Annotated in this window: 16 protein-coding genes and 1 pseudogene; 16 read left to right on the top strand and 1 reads right to left on the bottom strand. The window is 42.5% G+C overall.

All coding sequences use genetic code 11. The features are described from left to right. Nucleotides 1-13: 13 nt before the first annotated feature. The 6 genes from QFZ78_RS11925 (at nt 14) to QFZ78_RS11900 (ending at nt 14,415) form a co-directional block, all read left to right on the top strand. The gene (locus QFZ78_RS11925; RefSeq protein WP_307547690.1) at nt 14-1,792 is read left to right on the top strand and encodes a sensor histidine kinase; all 1,779 of its coding nucleotides are present in this window, start codon (nt 14-16) and stop codon (nt 1,790-1,792) included. A 489-nt stretch (nt 1,793-2,281) separates the two neighbouring features. After that, nucleotides 2,282-2,962 (top strand): response regulator, encoded by a 681-nt coding sequence (locus QFZ78_RS11920; RefSeq protein ID WP_307547688.1) that lies wholly within the window; start codon nt 2,282-2,284, stop codon nt 2,960-2,962. 447 nt (nt 2,963-3,409) lie between these two features. Then, nucleotides 3,410-10,381, top strand: a complete 6,972-nt coding sequence (locus QFZ78_RS11915) for a GH32 C-terminal domain-containing protein (protein WP_307547686.1) — start codon at nt 3,410-3,412, stop codon at nt 10,379-10,381. 400 nt (nt 10,382-10,781) lie between these two features. Then, nucleotides 10,782-11,780 carry a substrate-binding domain-containing protein gene (locus tag QFZ78_RS11910; RefSeq protein ID WP_307547685.1) on the top strand — a complete coding sequence of 333 codons (999 nt, stop codon included), beginning with the start codon at nt 10,782-10,784 and terminating at the stop codon, nt 11,778-11,780. A 104-nt stretch (nt 11,781-11,884) separates the two neighbouring features. Next, nucleotides 11,885-13,441 (top strand): sugar ABC transporter ATP-binding protein, encoded by a 1,557-nt coding sequence (locus tag QFZ78_RS11905; RefSeq protein ID WP_307547683.1) that lies wholly within the window; start codon nt 11,885-11,887, stop codon nt 13,439-13,441. Further along, nucleotides 13,438-14,415, top strand: coding sequence for an ABC transporter permease (locus QFZ78_RS11900; RefSeq protein WP_307547681.1), 978 nt, complete (start codon nt 13,438-13,440; stop codon nt 14,413-14,415). The genes QFZ78_RS11905 and QFZ78_RS11900 overlap by 4 nt, the downstream gene beginning before the upstream one ends. Before the next feature lie 140 nt (nt 14,416-14,555). On the opposite strand, the gene QFZ78_RS11895 is transcribed toward QFZ78_RS11900, so the two are convergent. Beyond that, nucleotides 14,556-15,113: a CBO0543 family protein gene (locus QFZ78_RS11895; RefSeq protein WP_307547679.1), complete on the bottom strand. Its 558-nt coding sequence runs from the start codon at nt 15,111-15,113 to the stop codon at nt 14,556-14,558. Between the two features lie 391 nt (nt 15,114-15,504). Here QFZ78_RS11895 and QFZ78_RS11890 point away from each other — a divergent pair, with 391 nt between their 5' ends. The 10 genes and pseudogenes from QFZ78_RS11890 to QFZ78_RS11845 all read left to right on the top strand — a co-directional run bounded on the left by QFZ78_RS11890 (nt 15,505) and on the right by QFZ78_RS11845 (nt 26,621). Continuing rightward, nucleotides 15,505-16,275, top strand: a complete 771-nt coding sequence (locus QFZ78_RS11890) for a GNAT family N-acetyltransferase (protein WP_307547678.1) — start codon at nt 15,505-15,507, stop codon at nt 16,273-16,275. Between the two features lie 322 nt (nt 16,276-16,597). Continuing rightward, a complete protein-coding gene (locus tag QFZ78_RS11885) occupies nt 16,598-16,801 on the top strand; it encodes a hypothetical protein (RefSeq protein WP_307547676.1) in 204 nt (67 codons plus the stop codon). A gap of 188 nt (nt 16,802-16,989) precedes the next feature. Continuing rightward, on the top strand, nt 16,990-18,855 hold the full coding sequence (locus QFZ78_RS11880; protein WP_307547674.1) for a copper amine oxidase N-terminal domain-containing protein: 1,866 nt from the start codon (nt 16,990-16,992) through the stop codon (nt 18,853-18,855). A gap of 398 nt (nt 18,856-19,253) precedes the next feature. Next, complete coding sequence (locus QFZ78_RS11875) at nt 19,254-20,246, top strand: aldose 1-epimerase (protein WP_307547673.1); 993 nt, start codon at nt 19,254-19,256, stop codon at nt 20,244-20,246. A gap of 87 nt (nt 20,247-20,333) precedes the next feature. Then, nucleotides 20,334-21,461 (top strand): Gfo/Idh/MocA family protein, encoded by a 1,128-nt coding sequence (locus QFZ78_RS11870; RefSeq protein WP_307555632.1) that lies wholly within the window; start codon nt 20,334-20,336, stop codon nt 21,459-21,461. Beyond that, nucleotides 21,458-22,360 (top strand): sugar phosphate isomerase/epimerase family protein, encoded by a 903-nt coding sequence (locus QFZ78_RS11865; RefSeq protein ID WP_307547671.1) that lies wholly within the window; start codon nt 21,458-21,460, stop codon nt 22,358-22,360. The genes QFZ78_RS11870 and QFZ78_RS11865 overlap by 4 nt, the downstream gene beginning before the upstream one ends. Before the next feature lie 38 nt (nt 22,361-22,398). Continuing rightward, entirely contained in the window at nt 22,399-23,511 is a 1,113-nt protein-coding gene (locus QFZ78_RS11860) for a fatty acid desaturase family protein (protein ID WP_307547669.1), read from the top strand. 37 nt (nt 23,512-23,548) lie between these two features. Then, nucleotides 23,549-23,869, top strand: coding sequence for a MocE family 2Fe-2S type ferredoxin (locus tag QFZ78_RS11855; protein WP_307547667.1), 321 nt, complete (start codon nt 23,549-23,551; stop codon nt 23,867-23,869). A gap of 353 nt (nt 23,870-24,222) precedes the next feature. Next, nucleotides 24,223-24,468, top strand: a pseudogene (locus QFZ78_RS11850) (formylglycine-generating enzyme family protein); the annotation flags it as partial. Between the two features lie 326 nt (nt 24,469-24,794). Further along, complete coding sequence (locus QFZ78_RS11845; protein WP_307547664.1) at nt 24,795-26,621, top strand: cache domain-containing sensor histidine kinase; 1,827 nt, start codon at nt 24,795-24,797, stop codon at nt 26,619-26,621. Nucleotides 26,622-26,640 lie beyond the last annotated feature (19 nt).

Below are 26,640 nucleotides of genomic sequence, written 5' to 3'. Positions count from 1 at the left end.
AAGGGGCGTAAATATGGTAAGGAATCGAATCAAGCATTTTTTCCGTTTCAAAAGTATCCAGTCAACCATTGCTGTTGCTTTCTCATGCTTAATTGTGGTCACGATTATGGTAATTGCATGGATGTCTTATCATCTTTCCACAGATGCAGTGAAAAAAAATTCACGCGACTATACCTATCAGCTGATGGGACAAGTGAGCTCCAATATGGATAGTTACATCAATTATATGGACAATATTTCGCGAATGGTTCTTTCCAATTATGATATCAAAGAGTATCTCTTGAAGCAGGTATATCTAGGTGCAATCGGTAAGGAAGACTTGAAACAGAAAATATCCTTCCAACTGAATTCCGTGTTGAATACAAGAAAGGATATTTCGTCGATCCTTATCTTTGGTACAAATGGGGAAATTATCCCTTACAATGAAAATATTAAATTAAATCCAAAAGTAGATCCAACGGAACAAAGCTGGTATAAGAAGGCAATTGAAGCGCAAGGGAAAGTCGTTATCTCTTCTTCACACGTACAAAATATGATTCTTAACGAGTATAATTCCGTGATATCCTTAAGCCGTGAACTGAGTAGTGATGTCGGAGATGAAAAGCTCGGCGTTCTGCTTGTAGACTTGAATTATAGCGTCATCAACGATATTTGCAACAAGATTAAACTTGGAAATAGGGGATATGTTTTCATTGTGGACGCACAGGGAAACATCGTGTATCACCCAGAGCAGCAAATGATTAATAACAATCAGAAAATAGAACTGATTTCTCAAGTTATGCGTACTCCTGGCAGCAGCTTTGTGACTTCAGAAGGTAGAAATAGCCGGATGTACACGATTAAAACATCGCAAAGCACCGGATGGAAAATTGTCGGGGTCAATTATGTGGACGAATTAGTCTCCAATAAGCATGAGTTGCGAACATATACTTTTTTTGGAGGTATAGGGTTTCTTATCATCGCAGTGTTGCTCTCTATTATCCTATCCTTACGTATTTCAAAGCCCATTAAACATCTTGAAAGTTCGATGAAAGAGGTAGAAAAGGGGAATTTCGACATTCAGGTTGATATTCAAAGCTCCAATGAAATCGGGCATTTAAGTAATCGATTTAATCGAATGACGATAGAGATCAAAGAACTAATGCTGCAAAATATAAAGGAACAGGAGTTAAAAAGAAAGAGCGAGCTGCAGGTGTTACAAGCTCAGATTAATCCTCATTTTCTTTATAATACGTTAGATTCAATTATATGGATGGCAGAAACTGGAAAGTCGAAAGAGGTTATCCTTATGACAGCTTCCTTGGCTAAGTTATTCCGTTTAAGCATTAGCAAGGGACAAGAATTCATTTCCATTTTTAACGAAATCGAGCATATCAAAAACTATTTGACGATCCAGAAAATGCGGTACAAATCTAAATTGGATTTTGAAATCAATGTGGATAAGAGTATCCTTTCTAATAAGTTGATTAAGATTATTTTACAACCTCTAGTAGAAAATGCTATTTATCACGGAGTAAGAAATAACGCGGGGAAAGGGTATATTCAAATAACGGGGATACGTAAGGGGAACCGTATTCTTCTTCAGGTCATCGATAATGGAATTGGAATGTCTCCAGAGGAAATCCATAAAATGTACCAAAAAGATCGTACATCTGAGAAAGGGAGTGGTATCGGCGTGCAAAATGTGAATCAAAGAATCAAACTCCATTTTGGCGATCCTTTTGGGCTGCATTTCGAGAGTGAATTAGGGAGAGGAACTACCGTTAATATTTGGCTGCCAGTCATAGAATAGAAGTAAGTTCCGTCGCGACCGGGCGCTAGCGCACAAAAATTGTGCGCAAGGTCTGCAGATCGGTCGCGACCGGGCGCTAGCGCACAAAAATTGTGCGCAAGGTCTGTAGATCGATCGCGACCGGGCCTTAGCGCACAAAAATTGTGCGCAAGGTCTGCAGATCCGTCGCGACCGGGCGCTAGCGCACAAAAATTGTGCGCAAGGTCTGCAGATCCGTCGCGACCGGGCGCTAGCACACAAAAATTGTGCGCAAGGTCTGCAGATCGGTCGCGACCGGGCCCTAGCGCACAAAAATTGTGCGCAAGGTCTGCAGATTCGTCGCCACCGGGCGCTAGCGCACAAAGTAGTGCTTCTTTCAAAAATACTATTGTAATTTTGCTTAACTTGAAGTAAATTATCCATTATCAGGTCGTGAAGTACACGCCGCTTGCTCCGGAAATTCATTTCCGGAGCAAGCGGCTATTTTATTTCCTAAAGGTGGAGAAGTAGATGGAAAAAATAAACAGTGAAATGAATCTGCAGCTTCGTACTGCATACGAAAAGTGGATGGCATTTCAAATCAAGTCGTGCACAGGGGAACGGCGTAAGCGGCTGCAAAAGGGCCTGAGTTTTTCACTAAAGAAATTCATTATCCATGTGTTTTGGCCCGCTGTCGGGAGTTTTGACGATTGGCTTGCAGAGTACGAAGTGAAAGATTATAAAGACGGCTTCAGATACCTGGATTTGGCCAAACCATCGCTCGTCATCAAAATTTGCATCGAAGTAGACGATAAGGGAACACATGGTTATAACGCGGATTCGTATAAATTTTCAGATGACCGGTTCCGCCAGAATGACCTTGTAATTGATGATTGGAAGGTGCTTCGCTTTTCACTGCATAGCATACTGGAGCAGCCTCGCCGCTGCCAACAACAGATGATGCATGCGTTAGCGAAGTGGGGGATTGAATCAAATATAATTGAACCGCCTTTGTCTCCAACGGAACTTGCTATTTTTAAATTTATCGAAAATAAGACAGAGGCCTATTCCCCGATTACGATAGCTCAAGCAGTTGGAATCCACAGAAATACTGCACTAAAATATCTAAAGTCTCTAGTTGAAAAAGGCAAAGTGATGCCTGAAGTCAGAACTGGTGGTCCAATAAGGCGGTACCGCAGCAATAGGCTTTAATAACGCAATTCCCCGGAAAAATTTCAACAGTCGGATCAGTTTCCGGTAGAAAGTCATTCGACCCAACTGAAACAGCCTATTAGAAAAATTTCAACAGTTGCGAGAAGATTTTCTATTATTTTTAGTTTTGATCGAAGGTATGATGAAGACACAGAAAAGCAAACATAAATTATAGAAATTCGGAGAAAATTGAAAATGAAAAACATATTACCAAAAAAAGTAAGTATGATTATTCTGAGTTCCGTAGATACCAAAGGCATTGCAGCTGCAGTGGGTCAAGCCAAAGCAGCAGGCACGGTAAGTCGACGTTTATGAAGATTATGGCAGGGATATACCGTCCGGAAAACGGTGTAATTAGTGTATCGAAGGGAGGTGTAGAAACATAGGAATGCTCCTGTAGGATATTTAAAACAATCGATCCATTATTTTGTGAAAGGGGTTACAAAAATGGCCATTAGCGCCCGAAAGGTAAAAAGTAATGTTGCGTTAGGTTTAGCTAGTTTAATGTTATTTTCTAATGTTGTTTCTTTTAGTGGAATATCAACAGCCGCGAATGCTTTACAACATCCTGTCACAATTGAAAATCCTGATTTTGAAGCTGGCGACCTATCAGGATGGATGACAACGGGGAATGCATTTAGCGATCTGCCCTCATCTACCCAGCATTTTTGGGGAGACCATACTTTTAAACAGAACGGGACTTATCATGCATGGGGATGGAATCCGGAGGCAATAGATCCAAGCGATAGCAGCAAAAACATCTCAGATTCAAGAACAGGTACGTTGAAATCGAGTACGTTCAGGCTTTCCGGGAATGGTGAAGTTAACTTCTTAGTTGGCGGAGGCAATGATATCGACAATCTGTATGTCTCTCTCGTTCGCGCTTCTGATCAAACAATCTTGTTTAAAAGCGCGGGGTTCGCATTGCCGGATCAATTTGAGAGATATGTACGAGTGAATTGGCAAGCTCAAGATTACATAGGAGAAGATCTCTATATTGAAGTTGTGGACAATAGCACAAGTCAGCACATTAATGTGGACGATTTTCAAGTGTACAATGTAACGAATAGTATTGAGAATCCAGGCTTCGAAACGGGAGACTTGAGTGGTTGGAACGCTAAGGGCGATGCTTTTTCAGTCTCAAACGCGGTAGCTTATGGTGAGGATCAAACCTCTTATTATCAAAAAGGAAAGTACTTTGTAACCGGCTTGACCGGTGATGCCGGAAGTGCAGAAGCGAAGTCAGGTTCTCTGCAGTCTACCTCATTCAAGCTAGAAGGTACAGGCGAAGTAAACTTTCTTATCAGCGGATCGAATGATATGGATCATACTTATGTTGCTCTAGTCAGAGAGTCCGATGATACAGAATTATACAGAGCAACCGGTTCTTCTCTAGGTGACGGTCCCGAATCCATGAAAAGAGTGATATGGGATGCTTCCGCTCATCTAGGCGAAGTGGTCTACTTGAAAGCTGTTGATCTGGGTCAAGGACACATCCATGTTGATGATTTCCACGTATATAATACAATTCATAACGTTGTGAACCCTGACTTCGAAACAGGCGACTTAACAGGATGGACCGTTGTATCCGGAGAAGCGCCCGGTCAAGTTTCGCCAACCGTAAATTATTGGTATGGAATTCCGATTAATAAGACAGGTCAGTTCCATTTTTGGGGCGATGACATGAAGCAAGGATCTATCAAATCCAGTGTGTTTGTCCTTGGTGGAACTGGCGAGATTAATTTCATGATGGGTGGCGGAGATCTCGATACGCAGTATGTTGCTTTAATGCGTGCTTCTGACAATACGGAACTGATGAGAGCAAATCATACACAATTTGCAAATTCTGAGGCGTATGCAAGAGTGACTTGGGATGCTTCGGTTTACCTAGGTGAGCAAGTCTATTTAATGCTTGTGGACCAGATAGCAGCAGGCGGATGGCAGCACGTGAATATTGACGATATCCATGTTTATAATCTGCCTCATGACATTGTGAATCCTGACTTCGAAACGGGGGACTTGACGGGTTGGACTGTTACGAGCGCAGAGGCACCTGGTCGGGTTACTTCTGAAGTAAATTACTGGCATCCTGACCCGATTAATAAAGTCGGTGAGTACCACTTCTGGGGTGATGATTGGAAGGAAGGCAGTATCCAATCAAGCACGTTTGTGCTTGGCGGGAATGGTGAAATTAATTTCATGCTAGGCGGAGGTAATTTCCCCCAAACGGAGTATGTTGCGCTTATTCGTGCTTCTGACGGGAAAGAACTGATCAAATCCACGCATACAGCTCATGCAGGCTCTGAGGGGTTTGATCGAGTTGTGTGGGATGCTTCTGCATTTATAGGTGAGGAAGTGTATCTAAAAGCAGTGGATAGTGTGCCTGGCGGCGGGTGGCAGCATGTTAATCTTGACGATATTCATGTATTCAACAACGATCCGGCCGAAATCTTGAATCCAAGCTTCGAAACAGGGACTTTAGAGGGCTGGCAAGCTGCAGGTGATGCTTTTACAGGAACTGTTTCCGCTGAGACAATGTCGGGTGAAGACCCAATCAACCCAATAGGCAATTACTATATTCAAGGCTTAGCTGGCGACGGTTCGGGTAATGCGGATGCAAGAATAGGCTCTCTCCAATCGTCAGTCTTTAAACTTGGCGGCAACGGTGAAATTAACTTTATGTTAAGCGGTAATCATGATCCGAATAACCTTTACGTTGCATTAGTAAACGCGGAAGACGATTCAATCTTATTCAGTGAGACTCCGGCAAATGGTGCGGTAAGCACGGAATCTCTTCAACGGATCGTTTGGGATGCCAAAGCCTACTTAGGGCAAAAGGTGTTTTTGAAAGTTATGGATAATAGCCTATCAGGACATTTGAATGTCGACGATTTCCATGTTCGCAATACAGGTTCTCCTTCTTATATGATGAATAATGAAGATTTTGAAATAGGAGATTTATCTGGATGGACAGTAGGTGGAAACGCATTTTCAGTTTCTGATCAGGACACTGATTCTTCGGGAAATGCCTACGGGCAACAGCGCAATTATCATGTTATTGGAAATAACGAAGCGACAGGCACTTTAACATCCAGTACATTCAGGCTGGCCGGGACAGGGACTGTTAATTTTAAAATTAGCGGAGATATTGACGTTGACCATCTTTATGTATCATTAGTTCGAGCTTCCGACCATAAAGAATTGTTTAGAGCAACAGGTAACAACTCTCAAAGTTATCAAACCGTTAGTTGGGACGCTTCGAAATTTATAAACGAAGAGCTTTATCTCACTATAGTCGACAATGTAGCGACAGGTCATATTAATTTCGATGATTTCAACTACTATGTGTCTCATGAAATTATGAATGGCGATTTCGAAAGCGGGGACCTGCGTGGTTGGAAGGTCGTTGAGGGTAACGCTTTCGATAATACGATTACTACGCAGGATAAATTCTGGGGAACAAAGCCATTTAAGCACAATGGACTTTATCATCTCTGGGGGTTTCATGGCGGTGGAGATGGCAGAAAGGGAATTATGGAATCCAGCCATTTCATCGCTTTGGGCGATAAGAATATCCCTACATCGGGAAGATTAACTTTCCTGTTGGGCGGTGGTTCGGATATTGACAACTTATATGTTGCGCTAGTAAGGGATCGAACAGGCGAGATTCTTTACACGACTACAGGTAATAGTGATGAACAATATTCAGAGCATGTTTTTGACGCTACCCCGTATGCCGGTGAAGAACTGTATTTCCGGATTGTGGATCAAACAACTGCAGGATGGGGACATCTCAACCTGGATCGCTTTGTGACAGTGAATGCTGTTTCACAATTGGAAAACCCTGATTTTGAAACTGGCGATTTGTCTGGGTGGACGCTGGAAGGTGAAGCATTCGCAGATTCTGTCTCAAATTTACCCGGGAATGGAAACTATGGAACGTATTATGTGAACGGGAATAAAGTGAGTAACCCTGCCTTGACAGGTACATTGTCATCCAAAGTATTCCAATTTACAGGGACTGGTATTCTGAGCTTTTTGGTCGCTGGAGGCAAAGATGCTGCTCAACTGCATGTAGCTCTAGTCAGAGCTTCTGATCATATGGAACTGTTTAGAGCCACAGGATCGGACTCAGACATATTTCAGGATGTTACATGGGATGCTTCAGCTTACCTGGGGGAAGAAGTATATTTTAAAGTTGTAGACAATAAAACTTCAGGGATTTTCGGATATATGAGTGTAGATGATTTTCAACTGAGTATTCCGCGTGAAAAATACTTAGAACAATACAGACCACAGTTCCATTTTACACCTGAGAAAAATTGGATGAATGATCCGAACGGTATGGTCTATTTTGATGGAGAGTACCATCTGTTTTTCCAGCATACGCCATTCTCCACATCTCCTGCCTTCGATAAGATGCATTGGGGGCATGCAGTAAGTAAAGATCTTACACATTGGGAAGAGCTTCCAGTAGCTTTGGCGCCTGATGAGCACGGTGCTATTTTCTCTGGTGGTGCTGTATACGATGCGAATAACACATCTGGATTCTTTAATGAAGAAGGATCAGGTCTGGTAGCGTTCTATACTCAAAATGGGGCGAAACAGGTGCAGAGTATTGCTTACAGTAAGGATAAAGGCAGAACATGGATCAAATATGATGGAAATCCAGTCCTGTTGCCAGATGCTGCAGCGGATTTAAGGGAGCCGAAGGGCAATGCGCCGGATTTCAGGGATCCTAAAGTATTCTGGCATAATGACACTCAAAAATGGATCATGCAATTAGCAGTTGGTAATAAGGTCGAGTTGTATTCATCGACAAATTTAAAAGAATGGAATTATGAAAGCTCATTCGGTTATAGCGGTCTTGGCTCACATTTCGGTATCTATGAATGTCCTGAATTGATCGAGCTTTCGATTGATGGAGATCCGAACAACAAGAAATGGGTTATGATTATTAGTGGCGGCGACGGTAACGGAAACATCAAAACAGATCCTCAACCTCCAGGTAAAGGGTCGGGCATGCAGTATTTTATCGGCACGTTCGATGGTAAAACCTTTACACCGGATGAACTGCCAACTCCTGAACAATCCAATTGGATTGACTTTGGTTCAGATTTTTATGCGGCAGTAACATGGGACAATATTAGAGACGAGCAAGGAAGACCAATATGGATCGCATGGATGAATAACTGGAGATATGCGAGCAATACGCCTACAAGTACTTGGCGGGGTGGAATGAGCATTCCACGCACCATTGAGCTTAAGACGACTGCTGATGGAATTCGTCTAGTTCAAGAGCCGGTTAAGCAGCTGGAACAGTTAAGAAAGCCGGTTCTGCAGTGGAACAATTTCCAAGTTCAACCGGGTCACAATGTCCTGCAAGCTGTATATGGAAGCACAATGGAAATTGTCGCGGAATTTGATTTGCAGGATGCAGCGGAATTTGGCTTCAAGGTTCGTAAGTCCGATACGCAGGAGACAGTGATCGGGTATGACACTTTGAGTCGAAAAGTGTTTGTAGACCGCACACATTCAGGAGGACCAGAAGTAAGTGATATTGTCCCTGTCCGACAAGAAGCTCCTCTCATTCCGGAAAATAACAAAATTAAACTTCATATCTTCGTGGATGAGGATACCCTTGAAGTGTTTGCAAATGATGGAAGAGGAGTTTTCACAGATCAAATATTCCCTGATTCGAACAGTAAGGGACTTGAGCTTTATGCAAAAAATGGGGAAGTGAACGTCAACTCCTTAAGTATTTATCAGCTTGACAGCATTTGGGCGGATAGGTCGATCAAGAAGCTTCAAATGGATAATAGAAGCTACACGCTTGGAACGAATAGAACCCATTCCACCGTTGTATCGGCTCTTGTTTTAAATCCAATAATTCAAACCGTAAGTCAAGAGGTATATGGCGGTGCCATTGAAGATGCAAGCAATTCTGTAACGGGAATCGTCTATGGAGGTTTGCAGGGTATGCCATTAACGGTGTACGGATTTGGCGAACTGACAAGCAAACAAATGGTTACGGACCAAGCTGTCTTCAAAAGCTCTGATCCTTCTGTAGCTATCGTGAATGATGCCGGCATCGTATATGGGAAGCGACCGGGTCAAACCTTGATTACAGCTGCGTATAAAGGTCATGTGACAACAGCTTCTGTCACGGTTTTACAATCAAATGAAACTCATTCAGACCCAGATCCTGCGCCGGAGCCCCCGCTAACTACAGGAGCGGGTACAACGCCTAACAATCAGGGCCGAATTGTTATTCCGACTAGCTTAATTAATAAAATTGCTTTGGGTAAAGTTTCGAAAGAGACGCTGAATAAAGCGTTGGATGCAGCCAAAACTGACGCTAAAGGCATCAAAAAGATTACAATCGAATTGGACAAAGCGGATGATGTTAAAGGGTATAGCATCGAGATACCATCTACGTTCTTATCGAGTGATCATGCTAATCGACAATTTGAAATTCGTAGTCCAATAGGCACCATGACTTTATCGAGTCAGATGTTTACCGAAGGCGCGTTCAATGAGAATGACAACATTGTATTAAGTATGACCCTTGTTGATCGTGATGCAGCTGGTAACGGCAAACAATCAGAAATCGGAGCAAGACCAATTCTTGAATTAATTGCCACTTTGAATGGTAAAGTTATTCCATGGCGTAATGCGGATGCTCCGGTACAGGTAGCTATCAAATACACGCCTACAGCAGAAGAAATGAACGATACAGATCATTTAGTTGTCTGGTATCTGGATCCATCCGGCAGCATCGTGCCTGTTCCGAATGCCAAATTTAATAAAGCAACAGGTGAAATGGTCTTTAAAACGATCCATTTCAGCTATTATGCAATTGCTTACGTGAATAAGTCCTTCGATGATCTTAATGATTATGCTTGGGCTAAAAAGCAGGTCGAACTCCTTGCATCCAAAGGCATTATTCAAGGCACAACAGAGACAGCATTTGCTCCGCAAGAGGATATTACAAGGGCAGACTTTATTCTGCTGCTTGTACGCGCACTTGAATTAACGGCCCAAGCGGATTCCAACTTTGATGATGTTAAATCGGATGATTATTATTATGAAGCGGTCAGCATCGCCAAAAAGCTGGGCATTACCAATGGCATAGATGGAAGTCACTTTAACCCGAATGCTTCCATTACAAGGCAGGATATGATAGTTATGCTGAGTAGAGCGATGGCTGCAGCGAAACGCGATGCAGCCAAAGGTACAATATCGGATTTGACTGTATTCCAGGATAGTAAAGATATTTCGTCATATGCCATTGACAGTGTTTCTTCTCTTGTGAAATCCCATATTATTGAAGGAAACAATGGGAAGATTCATCCATTCGATCATACGACGAGGGCTGAGACGGCTGTAGTGCTTTACCGATTATTGATACAGGAATAAGCGCAACCAAGACGAATTGGTGTGAAGAGTATAAGTTTTCAGAGGTAGTAGAAGTAACGAAATATAGCCCTAGCCTGATTCATAACAGGCCAGGGCTTTTTTGTTTAGTAGAGAAATTTCAACAGTTACGAGAGAATTTTCTATTATTTTTTGTTTTTATCACAGGTATGATTAAGACACATCAAACAACCATTCACTCATTTAGGGAGGTGAGACTACTTTTAGGTAAGTAATTAGTGTCAATCGTGCGTGACTTCATTTGGGGGATTTGGTTGTATCCAAAAAAAAGGAGGGAGAAAAGAACATGCTAAAGAGTTTTACACTTTAATTATCACATATCTTCCTATTGTTCGCCAAACTTATTTTTTGAAAAATTATAATAATTCGGAGGAATTTGAATATGAAAAACATGAAAATGATCTTATTGCTTTTTGTTGTATTTGCACTTTCGGCTTGTGGTAAAGCAGCGGAAACCAAACCCGCAGCAGCAACTGGGGCGCCAGCAGAAACAGCTAGTACAGCTAAAGCAGCAGATCCGGCAAAAGGGAAAAAAGTAGTTATCGGTTTGACTGTACAAAACTTAAGCAATCCTTTCTTCGTAGCGATGTCCAAAGGTGCAGCTGAAGCTGCTAAGAAACACGGTGGTGAAGTTATCGCCGTTAGCGCAGAAGATAATTTGGCTACACAAACCGCTCAAATCGAAGATTTTATTACCAAAAAGGTAAGTATGATTATTCTAAGTTCCGTAGATACCAAAGGTATTGCAGCAGCAGTGGGTCAAGCTAAAGCAGCCGGTATCCCCATCATTTCTGTCGATACCATTTCTGAAGGTGGCGTTAATGCGAGTGTAACTTCCGATAACGTTCAAGCAGGAAGAATAGCAGGTGAATATTTAGTTAAACGGTTGAATGGAAAAGGAAATATTGCCGTACTAGATGGTCCGCCGGTATCTGCTGTAACAGACCGCATTGCAGGATTTAATGAAGCTCTCAAAGCAGCTCCGGGAATTAAGATAGTTGCTAATCAAAATGGTAACGGCAATCGTGAAACATCACTTGGAAAAATGGAAACCATCCTACAAGCAAACGGTAAAGGAAAAATTGATGCCGTATTTGCTATTAATGATCCATCAGGTATTGGCGCCAAAATTGCTGCAGAGCAAGCAGGTCGCGACAAGGAAATGTTTATCGTCGGTGTGGATGGATCTCCGGATGCAGTGACTACACTGAAAGAAAACAAAAGCTATGTTGGAAGCTCAGCACAAAATCCTTTTAATATGATTACTATTGCGGTTGAAACGGCATTTAAAGTTCTTGCTGGTGAAAAAGTGGAACCATTAATTAAACTTCCAACTGACTTCATCACTACGGAAAACGTAAAAGACTATAAAGGCTGGTAATATGGAGTCATGATTACGATGTGGTTCCTGCTTGCGGGTACCGCATCGTAATTATTCAGCCTTCAATCATTGATATAAACAAATAAATTGGTTGGAGTGAGAACATGGAAGCTGTGCAATCGGAAGTTGAAAAAGACATTTCCTCTGAATCGTCGTCACAAGTGTTAAGCATGCGAGCGATCTCCAAGTCTTTCTCTGGGGTTACCGTATTAAAAAACATAAACATCGATCTGCATAAAGGTGAAGTACATGCTTTAATGGGAGAGAACGGTGCCGGTAAGTCGACGCTTATGAAGATTATGGCAGGGATATACCGTCCAGATAACGGCGAGATTATGTATCGAGGCAAATCGATTACCTGGCGTAATGCGATGGAAGCGCGTGAGAAAGGCATTAGTGTCATTCATCAAGAGCTTAATCTTTCACCGAATATAACCATCGGTGAGAACGTATTGATGGGAACCAAATTCCCGAAAAATAGGTTCGGTATGGTGGACTGGAAGAAAGTTCACGAGCGAGCCCATTTCTTATTACAATCAATCGGATCTGAATTGGATCCAAGATCATATGTCTCAACTTTAAGTGTTGCCCAACAACAAATGGTGGAAATCGCGAGAGCCCTATCTATAGAAGCAGAAGTTCTAGTGATGGATGAACCAACAGCTTCGTTAACACACAAAGAAATAGATAAGCTGTTTATTATTATTAATGAACTCAAACAAAAAGGTGTTGCGATCGTTTACATTTCACATCGTATGGATGAAATTTTTAAAATTTCTGATCGTTGTACCATTTTGCGTGATGGAGAGTGGATTACAACGATTCCTATCGCCGAAACCAATCCGGAGCATCTGGTTAAGACAATGGTTGGTCGTGAATTAAACGATTTATTTCAAAAACCGCCTTCACATACGATCTGGATTAAAGATAAAATACCGGTTTTAGAGGTTAAAGGTTTATCTGATAACAAAAATGTAAAGGATATTTCGCTAAAGGTGCATTCAGGAGAAATTGTTGGGATTTCAGGATTGGTAGGGGCAGGAAGAACAGAACTAGTCAGAGCGATCTTTGGTTTATCAGAAATAACGGCAGGTGAAATTCTGATTAACGGTCAATCGGTGAAAATCTCTTCTCCAGAAGATGCTATACGATATGGTATTGCTCATGTTCCGGAAAGTCGTAAGGAGCAAGGGCTATTCCTGAATATGTCTGTCAAAGAAAATATTATGATGGCTGAAATGTATAAATATCGAAAAGCAGCCCTCTTAGATTGGTCGCAAATAAGCAATGAAGCTGATAGGTATATAAGTGAATTAGGCATTAAAACGGCAAACAAAGAACAAAAGGTGGTCAGCTTGAGCGGAGGAAATCAGCAAAAAGCACTGCTTGCACGTTGGTTATCCATCCAGCCTAAAGTGCTTTTGTTAGATGAACCGACAAGAGGTGTCGACATTGGCGCCAAAACTGAAATTCATAAAGTTATTTGTAAATTAGCAAAAAATGGTCTTGCTGTGTTAGTCATTTCCTCTGAGCTGCCAGAAATATTAGCGCTGAGTGATCGTATACTTGTTATGCATGAGGGTAAATTACGGGCAAACCTGCAGCGGGAAGACGCGACGCAAGAAAAAATCATGTATTATGCAACGGGGGAGATCAAATGAGTGCTGGAATGGAAGCAATTGTTAATAAAAAAATGAATGTTGGATTATCCATGAGAAAAATTTGGAATCAACTAGGCATGTTAATTGTGTTAGTTGCTATTTGTATCATACTCGCCATTTTTGCACCTAATTTCACCGATACGGGGAATATTCTCAATATATTAAAGCAATCGTCCGTTATCGGAATTCTTGCAGCGGGTATGACCCTGGTTATTCTGACGGGCGGGATTGATTTATCCGTGGGATCGACTATCGCACTTTCTGGCGTCGTATCCGTAATGTTGTCAAAACTAGGAGTTAACCCTTTTATTGCCATGTTCGCTGGGATTGCGGTGGGATATGCAGCAGGCTGGATCAATGGTTTTCTGACTGCAAGAACCAAACTTCCATCCTTTATTGTTACATTAGGCAGTATGACTTATATTAGAGGCGCTGCTTTCGTGATTAGCGGGGGATTACCTACCATACTGGCTTCGGAACCGTTTAAGTTTATTGGATCAGGGAAGATCCTATCGGTTCCAACCCCCATATACATTATGCTCAGTGTCTATATTGTTATGTTTATCGTACTTAAATACACGATGTTTGGCAGACATATTTATGCGATTGGGGGAAATGAAGAGGCAGCGAGATTAACAGGTATTAAGGTTGAAAAGACATTAATTAATGTGTATGCCATTAGTGGTTTATGTGCGGGATTAGCTGGCGTAGTACTTGCAGGGCGTTTAATTTCCGGTCAGCCGAATGCTGGAAGCATGGCCGAGCTTGATGCCATTGCTGCCGTTGTTCTCGGCGGTACGAGCCTAGCTGGGGGAATTGGCCGAATTCAGATGACGATTATTGGTGTATTAATTTTGGGTGTAATAAGAAATGGATTGACACTTTTAAATGTCAGCTTCTTTTGGCAAACGGTTATTACAGGTGTTGTTATCGTACTTGCAGTACTTTTGGATCGTCTCCGCAGCGATAAGTAAGAGGAAGGGCTGAATGTGGTGAAATGATGGATTGGAGATGACCCAACTTAACGCAATATTTATCAGTGCGGGGGCAAGAGGGGGCAGATAAATATTGAACTTTTGCATTAATATCGCTACCCAACCAAAGAGTCATGTTATTATGGAGCATCCAAATTATTCATTTTGTTTCGTTTCGAGAAATAATCCGCCAATAAATATATCAAAATGTAAATAGGTAGTGATATGAAATTACTCCAATGTACCACCACATAAATTCCTAACCAACTCAATAAAGGCTCGGATACGAATGAGTTAAACAGCCCCAATATGAGCGCCTTTAGAAAAGGAGAAGACTTTGGTTTGTACTGTAGTAAGAGCATCACTTCAAAAACAATGAATGTTTCAAAAGGAATGTAAGGAGGGATACTTGGAATTAGTTTGTAGGGATAGTACCATAAACCAAAATTATTTCCCATAAAATCGAGCCAGGACGCCGAAAGCAGTACAATGATGCCTGGATATAACAAGCGATCAGTGCTATTTTTTTTCCTAATAAAAAACCAAACAATAATCGGAACGACGAATAAAACTAGGCTAAACCACCACTGCCAGGTAAACAACACATGCTCTTTCCACAATATTACGTACTCGATGCTATCTTGGGCAGTATTACTTATCAATTCTTTTATATGTTTAAGATATTCTTCATTGGTCATAGCTACCTCTTCGTTATTGTCCCGTAAGTGATGTAATAATTGGAAACAACGGTATTTTACGCAATTCAAAGAAGGTTTATTCATTTGTGAATGTGATGACACGAATACAATAAAAATGTCGGGTAAAAAGAAAAAGTCCGATTGCCGATACTGAAGGAGCTAGCTTTGTGGCAGCTCCTCTTTTGCTATTCAAGTAAAGGGCAGATTAACACAATAAAAAAGGAATTGGAATTAAATAGAGAAACATATTTCTAATAAAAGTTGGTGATGTTCGACAACTCACGGGGAATTAAACGGGCAAGTTAGATTAACGAATACTTTCCCTTTAATTTATGAAATGCATCATTTACTATGGAATTACTAATAGTCTCTCATGAAAGGACGGCTTGGGATGATTACAAAAGAATGTCTTATCAATGAAATTCAATATCTTATTGAAGAATACATCCTCGGGCTATCTTCACCTTTTGACTCCTTCTTGGAGGATCATATTCTAACCTCGACTTTTTACATGATCCAAGAGGGATCAAAAGTACTGGGTTACTATGCAATTCACAATAATGAACTTCTTACCCAATTCTACATCAGTCGTCCCTACCAAATGTACTCGCAGAAGATGTTTAACCAAGTGCTAGAACGTAATACTGTGAACTCTCTTTTCGTTCCGACCTGCGATGAACTATTTGTAAGCCTAGCGTTAGATAAGGACTTCACAATCAACAAACAAGCTTACTTTTTCCAAGACAATCAAGCAGACATAATAGAGAGTAATGTTTCAGGTGATGAATCATTTCGCCCTGCTAATCTAGAAGATCTGCAACAAATACAACAAATCTGTGGAGATTTTCTTGACCAATACGAACGGCGGATTGCCAGTGGAGAACTCTTCACCTACTATAGAGGTGCTGTGTTGCTTGGAATCGGAGTAGTTGAGAAGTCTAAGATGTTCAAAGGATTAGCAAGCATAGGTATGTTAACTAATGAGGCATATAGAAAGCAAGGAATTGGGAGAGTCATTATTTTAAAATTAAGGAAATGGTGTGATAAGCAGGGTATTAAGCCTGTAAGTGGATGTTGGTACTATAACGAAGCTTCTAAAAGGACTCTGGAGAGTGCGGGTATGGTCACGAAAACCAGACTATTGAAAATCAAAGTAACTTAAGAATGACTGAGTTATAAGAACCAGAAGCGATAATAATTGATTTAGTCTTAAATATATTACACATGAAGGCTGCCCGTAGGATACGCAGCCTTCTTTGTGTTCAAAATCTGATTTACATCTGACTTACAAATACGATTTCTTCATATGAGTTAAACTTTTATTATCAGTTTATTCTATTGTTTAAGGGAATGTGAAGAGAAGCATACTTGTACGGAAAGTGCTGTCCATCATGATTTGGGCGAGTTTTGCAGCTTTGCTGTGGACACCGGTAATGAAGATTCTGGAAGTGCTCTTTTACGGTATGAGTCGGGCATGCATGTAAGTGGAAACTTATAATTTCGATTTGGATGCTTATGACGGCCATGGGGGAGGGGATCAACAGCTAATAAGTAATTATCTGAAGGTATTACGCGGGGAAGCGAAATCTGCAACCACGTTAGATGATGGTCTGCTTAGTGCATTATTATGTTTGAAAGCGAATGAATCCGCAGAAAAGGGAACCTTTTGTAACATTGTTTGGGATTAAAATTATTCCATCTAATTTTGAAACAGTTAGAATTCTTGAGAAACATCACATTTGTGTTTGAACTGTGAAATGCCCATTAAATTAGAATTGTTCCATAAGGGGGGGGGATAAAAGTTCAACCTCCTCAGTATCCGATTTATCAATCATAATAAAGCCATAGAGGCTTTTTATGAGGTGGATATGGATTAATGATGAACAAAAAGATGTTATCAACCATGCTGGGATGTGTGCTGGCCGCCTGTTTGACCGCTGCCGGTATTGCGTTTGCTTTCGGTGAGACAGCTCCTGGGGGAGTGGAGATTAAAGGATTCAGCCTTGAGGATACGGCATCCGACATTGTCGGTGCGGCGGATTTTACGCCGGAGGGCAACAAGGACGGCCACTACAAGCTTTCGCTGAAGTTAGAAGAGGAAACAACCATTCACGCGGTCGTGCTTCGTTCGACCGATGACTACGGCAAGGATAATTACCAAGGCGTATGGCGGACCAACCGTGCCACAACCGGATGGCTGCTTGGCATTATGCAAGGAACCGATATCATTAACCCCGGTTTTCGTAAAGATGTAAAGGAGCCTGTCGGTACCTATAAGGGTACGGTTAACTGGGACTTGTACGCCAGCAATAACGGCACAATAAAGGAAACGCAGTACTATGTGTTGGAGATCGAAACGCCGAAGGGAACGGTAGTTTCCAAACCTATAAAGTTCAAAAAGCCGCAGGGGGATACGTCTACGACTCCCAATCCAACACTGACACCTGCCCCATCTTCGACGCCGGCATCAACGCCAACACCTGTTCCATCGACGACACCAATACCGGTGCCAACAGCCAGTCCTATTAAGGTAAATCCGCTTAAGGTTACAGGAGGCACCAATATCGTCACGGTCGAAGGCGGTACACCTGAGTCGACGGTGAGTCTTATGCTCATACAGTCAGGTCAGACCATAACGATGGGACAGTCTATCATCAAGTCTGATGGAACAACATCCTTCTATGTCGGACTACCCGGAACGGAGTACTATGTTTTCAATGCGGCTGGGAAGCGTTTCGGTCCGGTTACAGTAACGGCAGGAGAAAACAGCAGCTTGTTTAACCTTTCGAATACGACGGCTACCGCGACTTTCAATCCGGCATCAGGTCTGTACGATGTTAAAGTTAGCGGCGAAGTTCAAGATTCCGTAGAGAAGGTAACGGTTAGTGGATACTACGAAACCATCCCGATCGTAGACAACAAGTTCAACGTAACCTACAGTGCCGATCCGTACAGGTATTCGACAAGAGTAGTGATGTCGGCTGCAACGGCGGATGGAACCAAAACCATCATCTATATGGATACGCAGCGCGATCTTGTTGATAATTTAACGGTAGAGGCTACCCAACTGGATCAAAATGGAACATGGCTGATTAAAGGGAAATATGCCTCAGGGAAAAGCAAGGACGGCTTGGAGATTTATTGGAAAAATGATGGAGGGCAAGTGACCTACTTGCAGGATGAACGGCTAATCGGCAAAGCGGCGCCGCTGTCCAAAGAGGAAGCTGATCTTAAGCAATCCATGAATGATTTTGAATATAAAATAACGACCAAAAAAGATAGGATTGAATTAGGTTTCTACGTAAAGAACAGCCGGGGCGAATTCGAGTACGTTACACCAATGGAAGGTTTAGGAACGATGCGTCCATTGGAAAATATTTATATGCAAATTGATTCCACTACGGTCAGAGTGAACGGCAAAGAACAACAGCTGGAGGTTGCACCGTATTATTTCAATGGACGAACGATGGTACCGATCCGGTTCATCAGTGAAGCCATGGGTGTGGAGGTAGGATGGAACAGTGAGGATCAAACCGTAACCCTGACCCGGGGGGATACTCAAATTAAGCTGCAGATACACCAATATATGGCCTATGTGAACGGCGTACCAACCTGGCTGGATACATGGCCGATGATTAAAGATGGTGTAACCATGGTGCCGCTGCGGTTTGTCGGCGAAAGCCTGAACAAGGACGTCCAATTCGACGAAGGAAGAATACACATTACGAATAAAAATGAATGATACTGTTCTGATGGAAGGAAGCCTTTTGCGCGAATATTTGCTGCAAAAGGCTTTTTCTTATTGCTACATAATTTATAAGTTTTCGGTCGCTCCACCAACACCGCAGCAGAGAGGTGAGGATTCGCGAATATCCGATAATTAATAGGTGTATATCTGACTGAGCTTCTCGTTCATCTAAGCAGGATACACCTATATAATTCCAGATAATACCATGCTATTATTTTAATAAATTCAGAGTTCGTTAAAAACAGCAGCAGTAATTAAGGATTATTTAATATACCTTCTGACTTTTGAGTTAGAAGGTTTTTAATAACTTCTTATTAAAGCGCGAACATTCCATATGGGCATACCAATTGTCAGATCAGTGTATTGTTGAATATTGAATAGGGTGGTGCCTCATGAGTCGATATTCCGCAAAATCAATCATAAATGAAGGGTATTCGGTTATTGTTTTAAACGACGCACGAAGTGATGCAACCGCAGAAATTATACCGGAGGTAGGAAACAATCTCTTTCGCTTCGAAAGCGGGGGACATCCCGTTATTTTGCCTCCGGTAAGCTTACATATGCTAAGAAATGAACCCTTTGCCAATTTCAAATACGGAACTCCGATCTTGTTTCCACCCAATCGCGTAAAAAATGGTCGGTTTTCATTTCACGGACGGACGTACAACTTGCCATTGAACGAGCCGCCCTCCAATCATCTGCACGGCGAAATTTGCTCCAGAGCGTGGGAAGTTCTCGAATACGGGGCAACGCTAGAAAGCGGAGCTTTTGTGATCAGCCGTTTCCGTTATGAGTTGAATCCAGATATTATAGCTTATTTCCCTCATCATCTTTCATTCACGCTCACATACCGTCTCTATGAGGGTCGTCTATACATGAACGGAACGATTGTGAATGAAGGGGAGGACGAAGCTCCCTTTGCTTTCGGACTGCATCCTTATTTTTCAGTTCCTTTTGATAGCGGAGAGAAGATCGTGTTGAAGGTTCCTACGACTGAGGAATGGCCAGTGACGAATGAAGCATTCGTGACGGGCAGGCCGACTATTACACACTTAAGCCGAACTCTTAAAGAAGGCGTCCAGATCTCAGACTATCCGCAGCTCGGTTGTTCACTGTTGACCATGGATAGCGAGGATGAAGATCGCATTTGCCGTATTGAAATGATGGATCACGGGTATGCCATTGCCTATCAGATCGACCGTCAATTTCCTTTTGTCGTGTTGTTCCGTCCTAATTGGGGATCGGCATTTTCGCTGGAGCCATACACATGCGTCACAGATGCGTTTAATCTTCCCTATGAGCATGAACTGACAGGCGTTAAGGGCATAAAGGCAGGTGAAAAAATGAGTTTTACGACCTGCTTATGGATAGAATCCACGAAATAAGGGGTGTGAAATCAAACAATAGAAAGCGCTTTAATTGGTGTGAACACACATGGAAGGTCAAAGAAGGAGGAATATCTTGTGCAGACAATGGATTTAAACTTACCTATCGAACCGGAAATGCCAAAGCGTAAAGATTATCGAATTGGCTGCATCGGTTCCGGATTCATTATGCGGGACTGCCATCTTGTGGCTTATCGGGATGCAGGATTTAACCCATACGCCATTAGCTCAAGATCGTTTGAAAATGCCAAGGCTGTTGCAGAATTGCGGCATATCCCGCAGGTATACCGTACATGGGAAGAACTGATCGAAGATCCGCTGATCGAGATTCTGGATATCGCGATTCCTCCGGATCGACAGTTGGAGGTTGTTCGACAGGCGGTTAAGCAAGAGCACATAAAAGGAATTCTATGTCAAAAGCCGCTAGCTATGAACGCTCACGAAGCTTTTGAAATTGTTGAACTCTGTGAAAGGGCCGGCATCAAAATCGCCGTCAATTCCAACATGCGTTACGACCAATCGATGCGGGCGCTGAAAACAATCCTAGACAAGGGATATCTTGGCGAACCTGTCCTTGCAACGATTGAAATGCGGGCGATACCTCATTGGCAGGAATTCCTGCATAAGTATGAGCACATCGAAATCCTCAATATGGGTATCCATCATATCGATATTTTCCGCTATCTATTCGGCGATCCGGAGAAGATCACCGCTGTTACGCGCAGAGACCCTCGGACGTCGTTTAAACATATCGACGGAATTTCCCAATACACATTCCAATATGCAAGTGAGCTGTTAGCCACTAGTTTAGATGATGTGTGGGCTTGGCCGGGCGAGGGTACTGAGAAGGATCTATACATCAAATGGAGAGTCGAAGGACTAGACGGCATCGCCCAAGGGTATATAGGTTGGCCGTCGTATCCCGAACGAACGCCAAGCACACTTGAGTTCACAACGAAGCAATCTCCGAATCACTGGCACCGACCTCAATGGGACGGAGTCTGGTTTCCGGATGCGTTTCAAGGAACGATGGCGCAGCTGCTTCGTGCGGTAGAAACGGATAGCGAACCGGAAATAGGCGGCAGGGATAACTTGAAATCGATAGCTCTTGTGGATGCGTGCTATAAGTCCATTGCCGAACAGCGTACGATTGCCATTACGGAGATAGAAAGCCAGTATCAATCTTACACTTTTGAAGGAGGCATACAACCATGATTTCAGTAGGTATTTTCAATGGGTATTATCCCTACACGCTAGCGGAGACAATTTCGAGAATTCAAAAGGACGGTTTCTCTTCCGTTCAGCTTGATCTGTCTTTCAAGGACATGGATCTATCTTTCGAGTCACTTACACGAGAGAAGTGCCATACAATCCGCGATGCTTTCAGGGACGCTAACTTACCAATCGTCTGCATCTCAGGTTACACCAATATTATTCATCCGGACCCGAAGAAACGGGAACAAAATCTATTCGGATTGAAAACACTTTTAAAGTTTGCACGCGATCTAGGCACCCCCTACGTAATCAGCGAGACGGGCACCTATCATACGGAAAGCGATTGGGTATGGAACGAGAAGAATGGCACCGAGGAAGCGTATGAGGAAGTGTGCAGGCAACTGGAGGATCTGGCCAAATTCGCTTATGATCACGGTTCCGTCTTTCTTGTAGAGAACTACGTGAATAATGTCATTGGATCGGTCAATCAATTGGCACGTTTGTTTTCCGACGTTAATCATCCGGGTCTTGGGCTGCTGATGGACCCTACCAACTATTTTACGGACAGTAATATTCACCAAGTGGATGATGAACTTAATCTCATTTTCAATACGCTCGGCGACAAAATCAAGATTGCTCATGCAAAAGATTGCAAGCCTGCCGAAGACACCTCCGAAAAGCACGCCACAATCGACGCTGTGGAATCGCATACGTTCCGAGGAGCTGGGGCGGTAGAGCTTCCGGCCCCCGGATTGGGCATTCTGAATTATGACTTGTATCTGCAAAGGCTGTCTAAGCTTCATCCGAACATACCGATCATTATTGAGCATCTGGATGAGCAGGACATTCCACGCGCGAAAAAATTCCTTGATGACAAATTAAAGAAGAACGGCTGTTAATCAGCCTAATCGTATGACAGGCAAAGGAGGAATCATTCATGGCTCCGAATCCACAAAAAAGAGACTACAGCATTACCGGCCCCGAGAATAAGCGCGCGCAAGAGAGAGGACTCGCGACAGCCGAGTGGTATACGAGTCCAATCCCCCGTCAGCGCATGAAAGAGTTAATGAAGAGAAAGAACGGTCCTGCTATCAGGGACACATTCATTTGGTTCGGTTCTCTTGCTGTATTGGGTTTTATCGCTTATCAAGCATGGGGCACATGGTGGGCGATTCCCGCCTTCCTGGCATATGGCATCCTTTATGCGACACCGGGAGATTCCAGGTGGCATGAGTGTGGACATGGAACAGCCTTTAAAACACCATGGATGAACGAGGTCATTTACCAAATCGCTTCCTTCATGGTTTTACGGTCGGCAACGCCTTGGCGATGGAGCCATGCTCGTCACCATACGGACACCATCATCGTTGGACGCGACCCGGAGATCATTACAGAGCGACCTCCGGTGTGGAAAATCATAATCATGCAAATTTTTCATTTGTATGGCGGTCCTGTTGAGATCAAACGATTTATTTTACATTTCTTCGGCCTGCTGGACAAACAGGAAAGAGAATATATTCCTGCTTCGGAGCATGGGAAAACGTTTTGGGAAGCACGTATATACGTGCTCATAATCCTTGGCGTCATTGCAGCAAGTTTATATACCCAAAGCATACTGCCCGCTTTGTACATCTTTTTGCCGTCGTTCTATGGTGGCGTTGTCGTCCTTCTCTTTGGCATCACACAGCATCTGGGGCTGCATGAGGATGTTCTCGACCATCGACTGAACACCCGTACCGTTTATATGAATCCGATATTCCGGTTTCTGTACTGGAACATGAACTATCATACGGAGCACCACATGTTTCCCATGGTTCCCTATCACGCGTTGCCTAAGCTTCATCAAGAGATGAAGCACGACTGTCCAACTCCAAGCCCCAGTCTTTGGGCTGCGTTGAAAGAAGTGATTTCAGCGCTGATCAGACAAAAGGAAAATCCAGCCTATGTGATCGAGCGGCCATTGCCGGACACAGCTCGGCCTTATTTATACGGTATCAGGCAGGAAACTGACGTAAATGCAGCAGTTTCTAATGGAACAGCGGTAAGTTAAACGATAACTAAAATACAAGCTAATGGAGAGTAGAACAATGAGTAACGAACAGTGGGTCGAAGCATGTGCCGCGGAGGATATCGATGTGGAGGATGTCATACGTTTTGATCATGAGGATCGGACATTTGCCATTTACCGTACGGAAAACAGTGTTTACTACGCCTCCGATGGATACTGCACGCATGAACGAATACATTTGGCTACCGGCTTGGTTATGGGTGATGTTATTGAGTGCCCGAAGCATAACGGCCGTTTTGACATACCTACTGGTGCAGCTAAACGCCGTCCCGTATGCATCGCTTTAAAAACATACCCTGTCAAAATAGAAGAAGGTAAAGTGCTCATTCAAATCGATTAGAGAGAATATAATGTGTTTTGGAGAACGTTAATTCAATAAAACAGGGACAGTCTTGGGATCTTCAGATTAAAAAGTCGAACTAATGACAAAATGTCATTAGTTCGACTTTTTTACTTGTTGGAGTGATGTCGTATAACAAGAACATTATCTCATTCGTAAATAAACAATCTGATAAACGCAAAAACAATTCATTGAAGATTACTTCTGCAATCCATACTATGACCGGGAGCAAACACAGCCGTTCCTTCCAATAAACCTTCATGCTGCTCAGCAAGTCGGAGCACTATTCATCAAACTAACGTATGATTTATATACCAGGTGGGAAGTTTTTAATGGGGACTGACGATCAAGACGGCCTTTATAATGCAGCTGGGAATGTGTGGGAATGGTGCTCGGATTGGTTTAGCCCTACCTATCATATCAATGGCACAAAGGATAACCCCACTTGGCCCCCAACTGGAGATAGTAGAGTTCTAAGGGGAGGCTCGTACTTGTGCCATGCTTCCTATTGTAATCAATATCGTGTGGCTGCAAGGAGTAAGAATACACCTGACAGTTCAGCGGGAAATATAGGTTTTCGTTGTGCTGCGGATGTTTAATTAAGCATCCGTGTATCCAATGGCAATTGAAAGAAATTTGGTCCAATGGCGTTCACTCTCAGGGTGAGCGTCTTTTTTAATAAGTAAGAAGTAGTCCCGAAACATGAATAATGCCCGCAACCTTTCCTACTGAAAAGATCAAGGGCTATTTAATCTAACGACTCGGTATCTTTATGTTAGTGGGATCTTTTGTTAATGATTTTCTTTATAAATCGATGATCTTGTGATTTTTCAAATAACATCCATTCCCGGAAGATAGAACAAGATTTACTCTTATGTTAGTATTGTAAGAAAATGTCGAACGTTGACGAAATGGAGGCGTCGCCTTGCATATATTTAATAAATGGATTTTTACTCCAATCGATTATGTGAAACGATCTTTTTACAGGAAAATGCTGCTGTCTTTCTTCATGATCATCATTATTACAGTGTTAAGTCTAGGGATCAATTTCTATGTTCAAACCTCTAAGGATATAAAGAAAAACGCGATATCCAATATGGAACGACTAGTGGACCAATCCGTTCAAACGATGGAATCCCACATGGATTACACGAATAAAGAAACATGGAATCTCTTTAGAGATACGGATTTGCAGTCACTTATGAAAGATTATTCTAAGAACCCGGAGAAAATGAGCTATTTTACGTTTAGACTCATGGACCTTGCAAACAATAATCCATTCATCGATGCCATCGTCGTCCGTGATTCGAATGGTTTAAGCAAACTGTCAGCCGGAGCCTTTCGTTATTTTACAAACCCAGGCCAATTGGCCTCTTTTGAAAAAGAATCAGACAGACTGAGTAAAATAGCGGTTCAAAACGATGGTAAAGGGGCGTGGGTTCTTTCCAACACTTATGACCCGAAAAACCAACCTTATCGAACAATAGCCTATACACAAGCGCTCAAGGATGTATTTGGGGATTTCCAACCTATTATCGGGATGCTGACGATACAATTTTCGAATGAAAAGCTGCAGGAGTGGATAAATTCTCTTAAATCGAATGATCAAGGCGATTTTTATCTGATCGATAAGAAGGATGGAAAGATCGTGCTTGGCCCTGATCAATCTTCTACCGGAAAACCGCTTCTCAATGAACAGAACTTTTCTGAATTCGAAAAAATGCGTCCCGAACCTTATTTTTTTATAAATGAAGATAAAGGACAAACATTGATTGTTTACAAGAGTTTTATGAATTCAGACTGGATGTTGGTTGGTAAAGTTCCTGTTAACGTGCTCCTTGCTCAAGTCAATTCCGTTGCCAAAAGGACAATTCTGATTGGCCTCAGCGCTTTGCTCAGTACGATGCTATTTGCCAGTTTTCTTTCCTCGCGTGTACTCATCCCGATAAAGCGCTTAAGAAAAGGGATGAAACAGATGGAGACAGGTAATTACAATATCTCAGTACCCGTTGAAACCAAAGATGAGATCGGTTACTTTTGCCAAAGCTTTAATCAAATGACCCATAGAATCAATCATCTGGTTGTACAAGTTTATGAAACAGAGCTGTTGAAAAAGGATGCGGAAATAAAAGCGCTGCAATCACAAATGAATCCACACTTTTTGTATAATACGCTTGGCACGATTGAGAGCTTGGCACCGGTGCAAGGTGAGGGTCAGATGATTAGTGTGATGTGCCGCTCTCTTGCCCAAATGCTTCGTTATAATATCAATGGGGCAAGCTTCTCTACATTAGGAGAAGAAATTGAGCAGCTTGAAGTCTATTTATCGATTCAGAAAATCCGTTATGAAACACGGCTTGAGTATAACATTATTGTCGATCCTGAACTCACGAAGATGAGAATACCCAAGCTATTATTTCAGCCCATTGTGGAGAACAGCATTATCCATGGCATAGAGCGTTCGCGAAAAGGCGGGACGATTCAAATTGAAGCGGTATCGATGGATGAGCAGGATGCCATGATTAAGGTGACGGATAATGGGGTCGGTATGGATCCAGACAAACTCAAAGCTTTGCAGCTTAGGCTAAATACTTGGTCAGCATCCAGCTATTCGGCGAACAATCAACAGACATCGATTGGAATGGTTAATGTTCATGCCCGATTAAAACTATTATACGGTGAACAATATGGCGTAGCCATTGAAAGTGTTTTTGGCGAAGGCACGCAAGTCATCATCCGATTAATGAAATAATGGATTGAAGGAGCGAGTT

It is taken from the genome of Paenibacillus sp. V4I5 (assembly GCF_030817255.1).
Lineage (GTDB): Bacteria > Bacillota > Bacilli > Paenibacillales > NBRC-103111 > Paenibacillus_E.
Note: the sequence above shows the minus strand (reverse complement) of the source record. Positions and strands in the feature narration are given on the sequence as shown.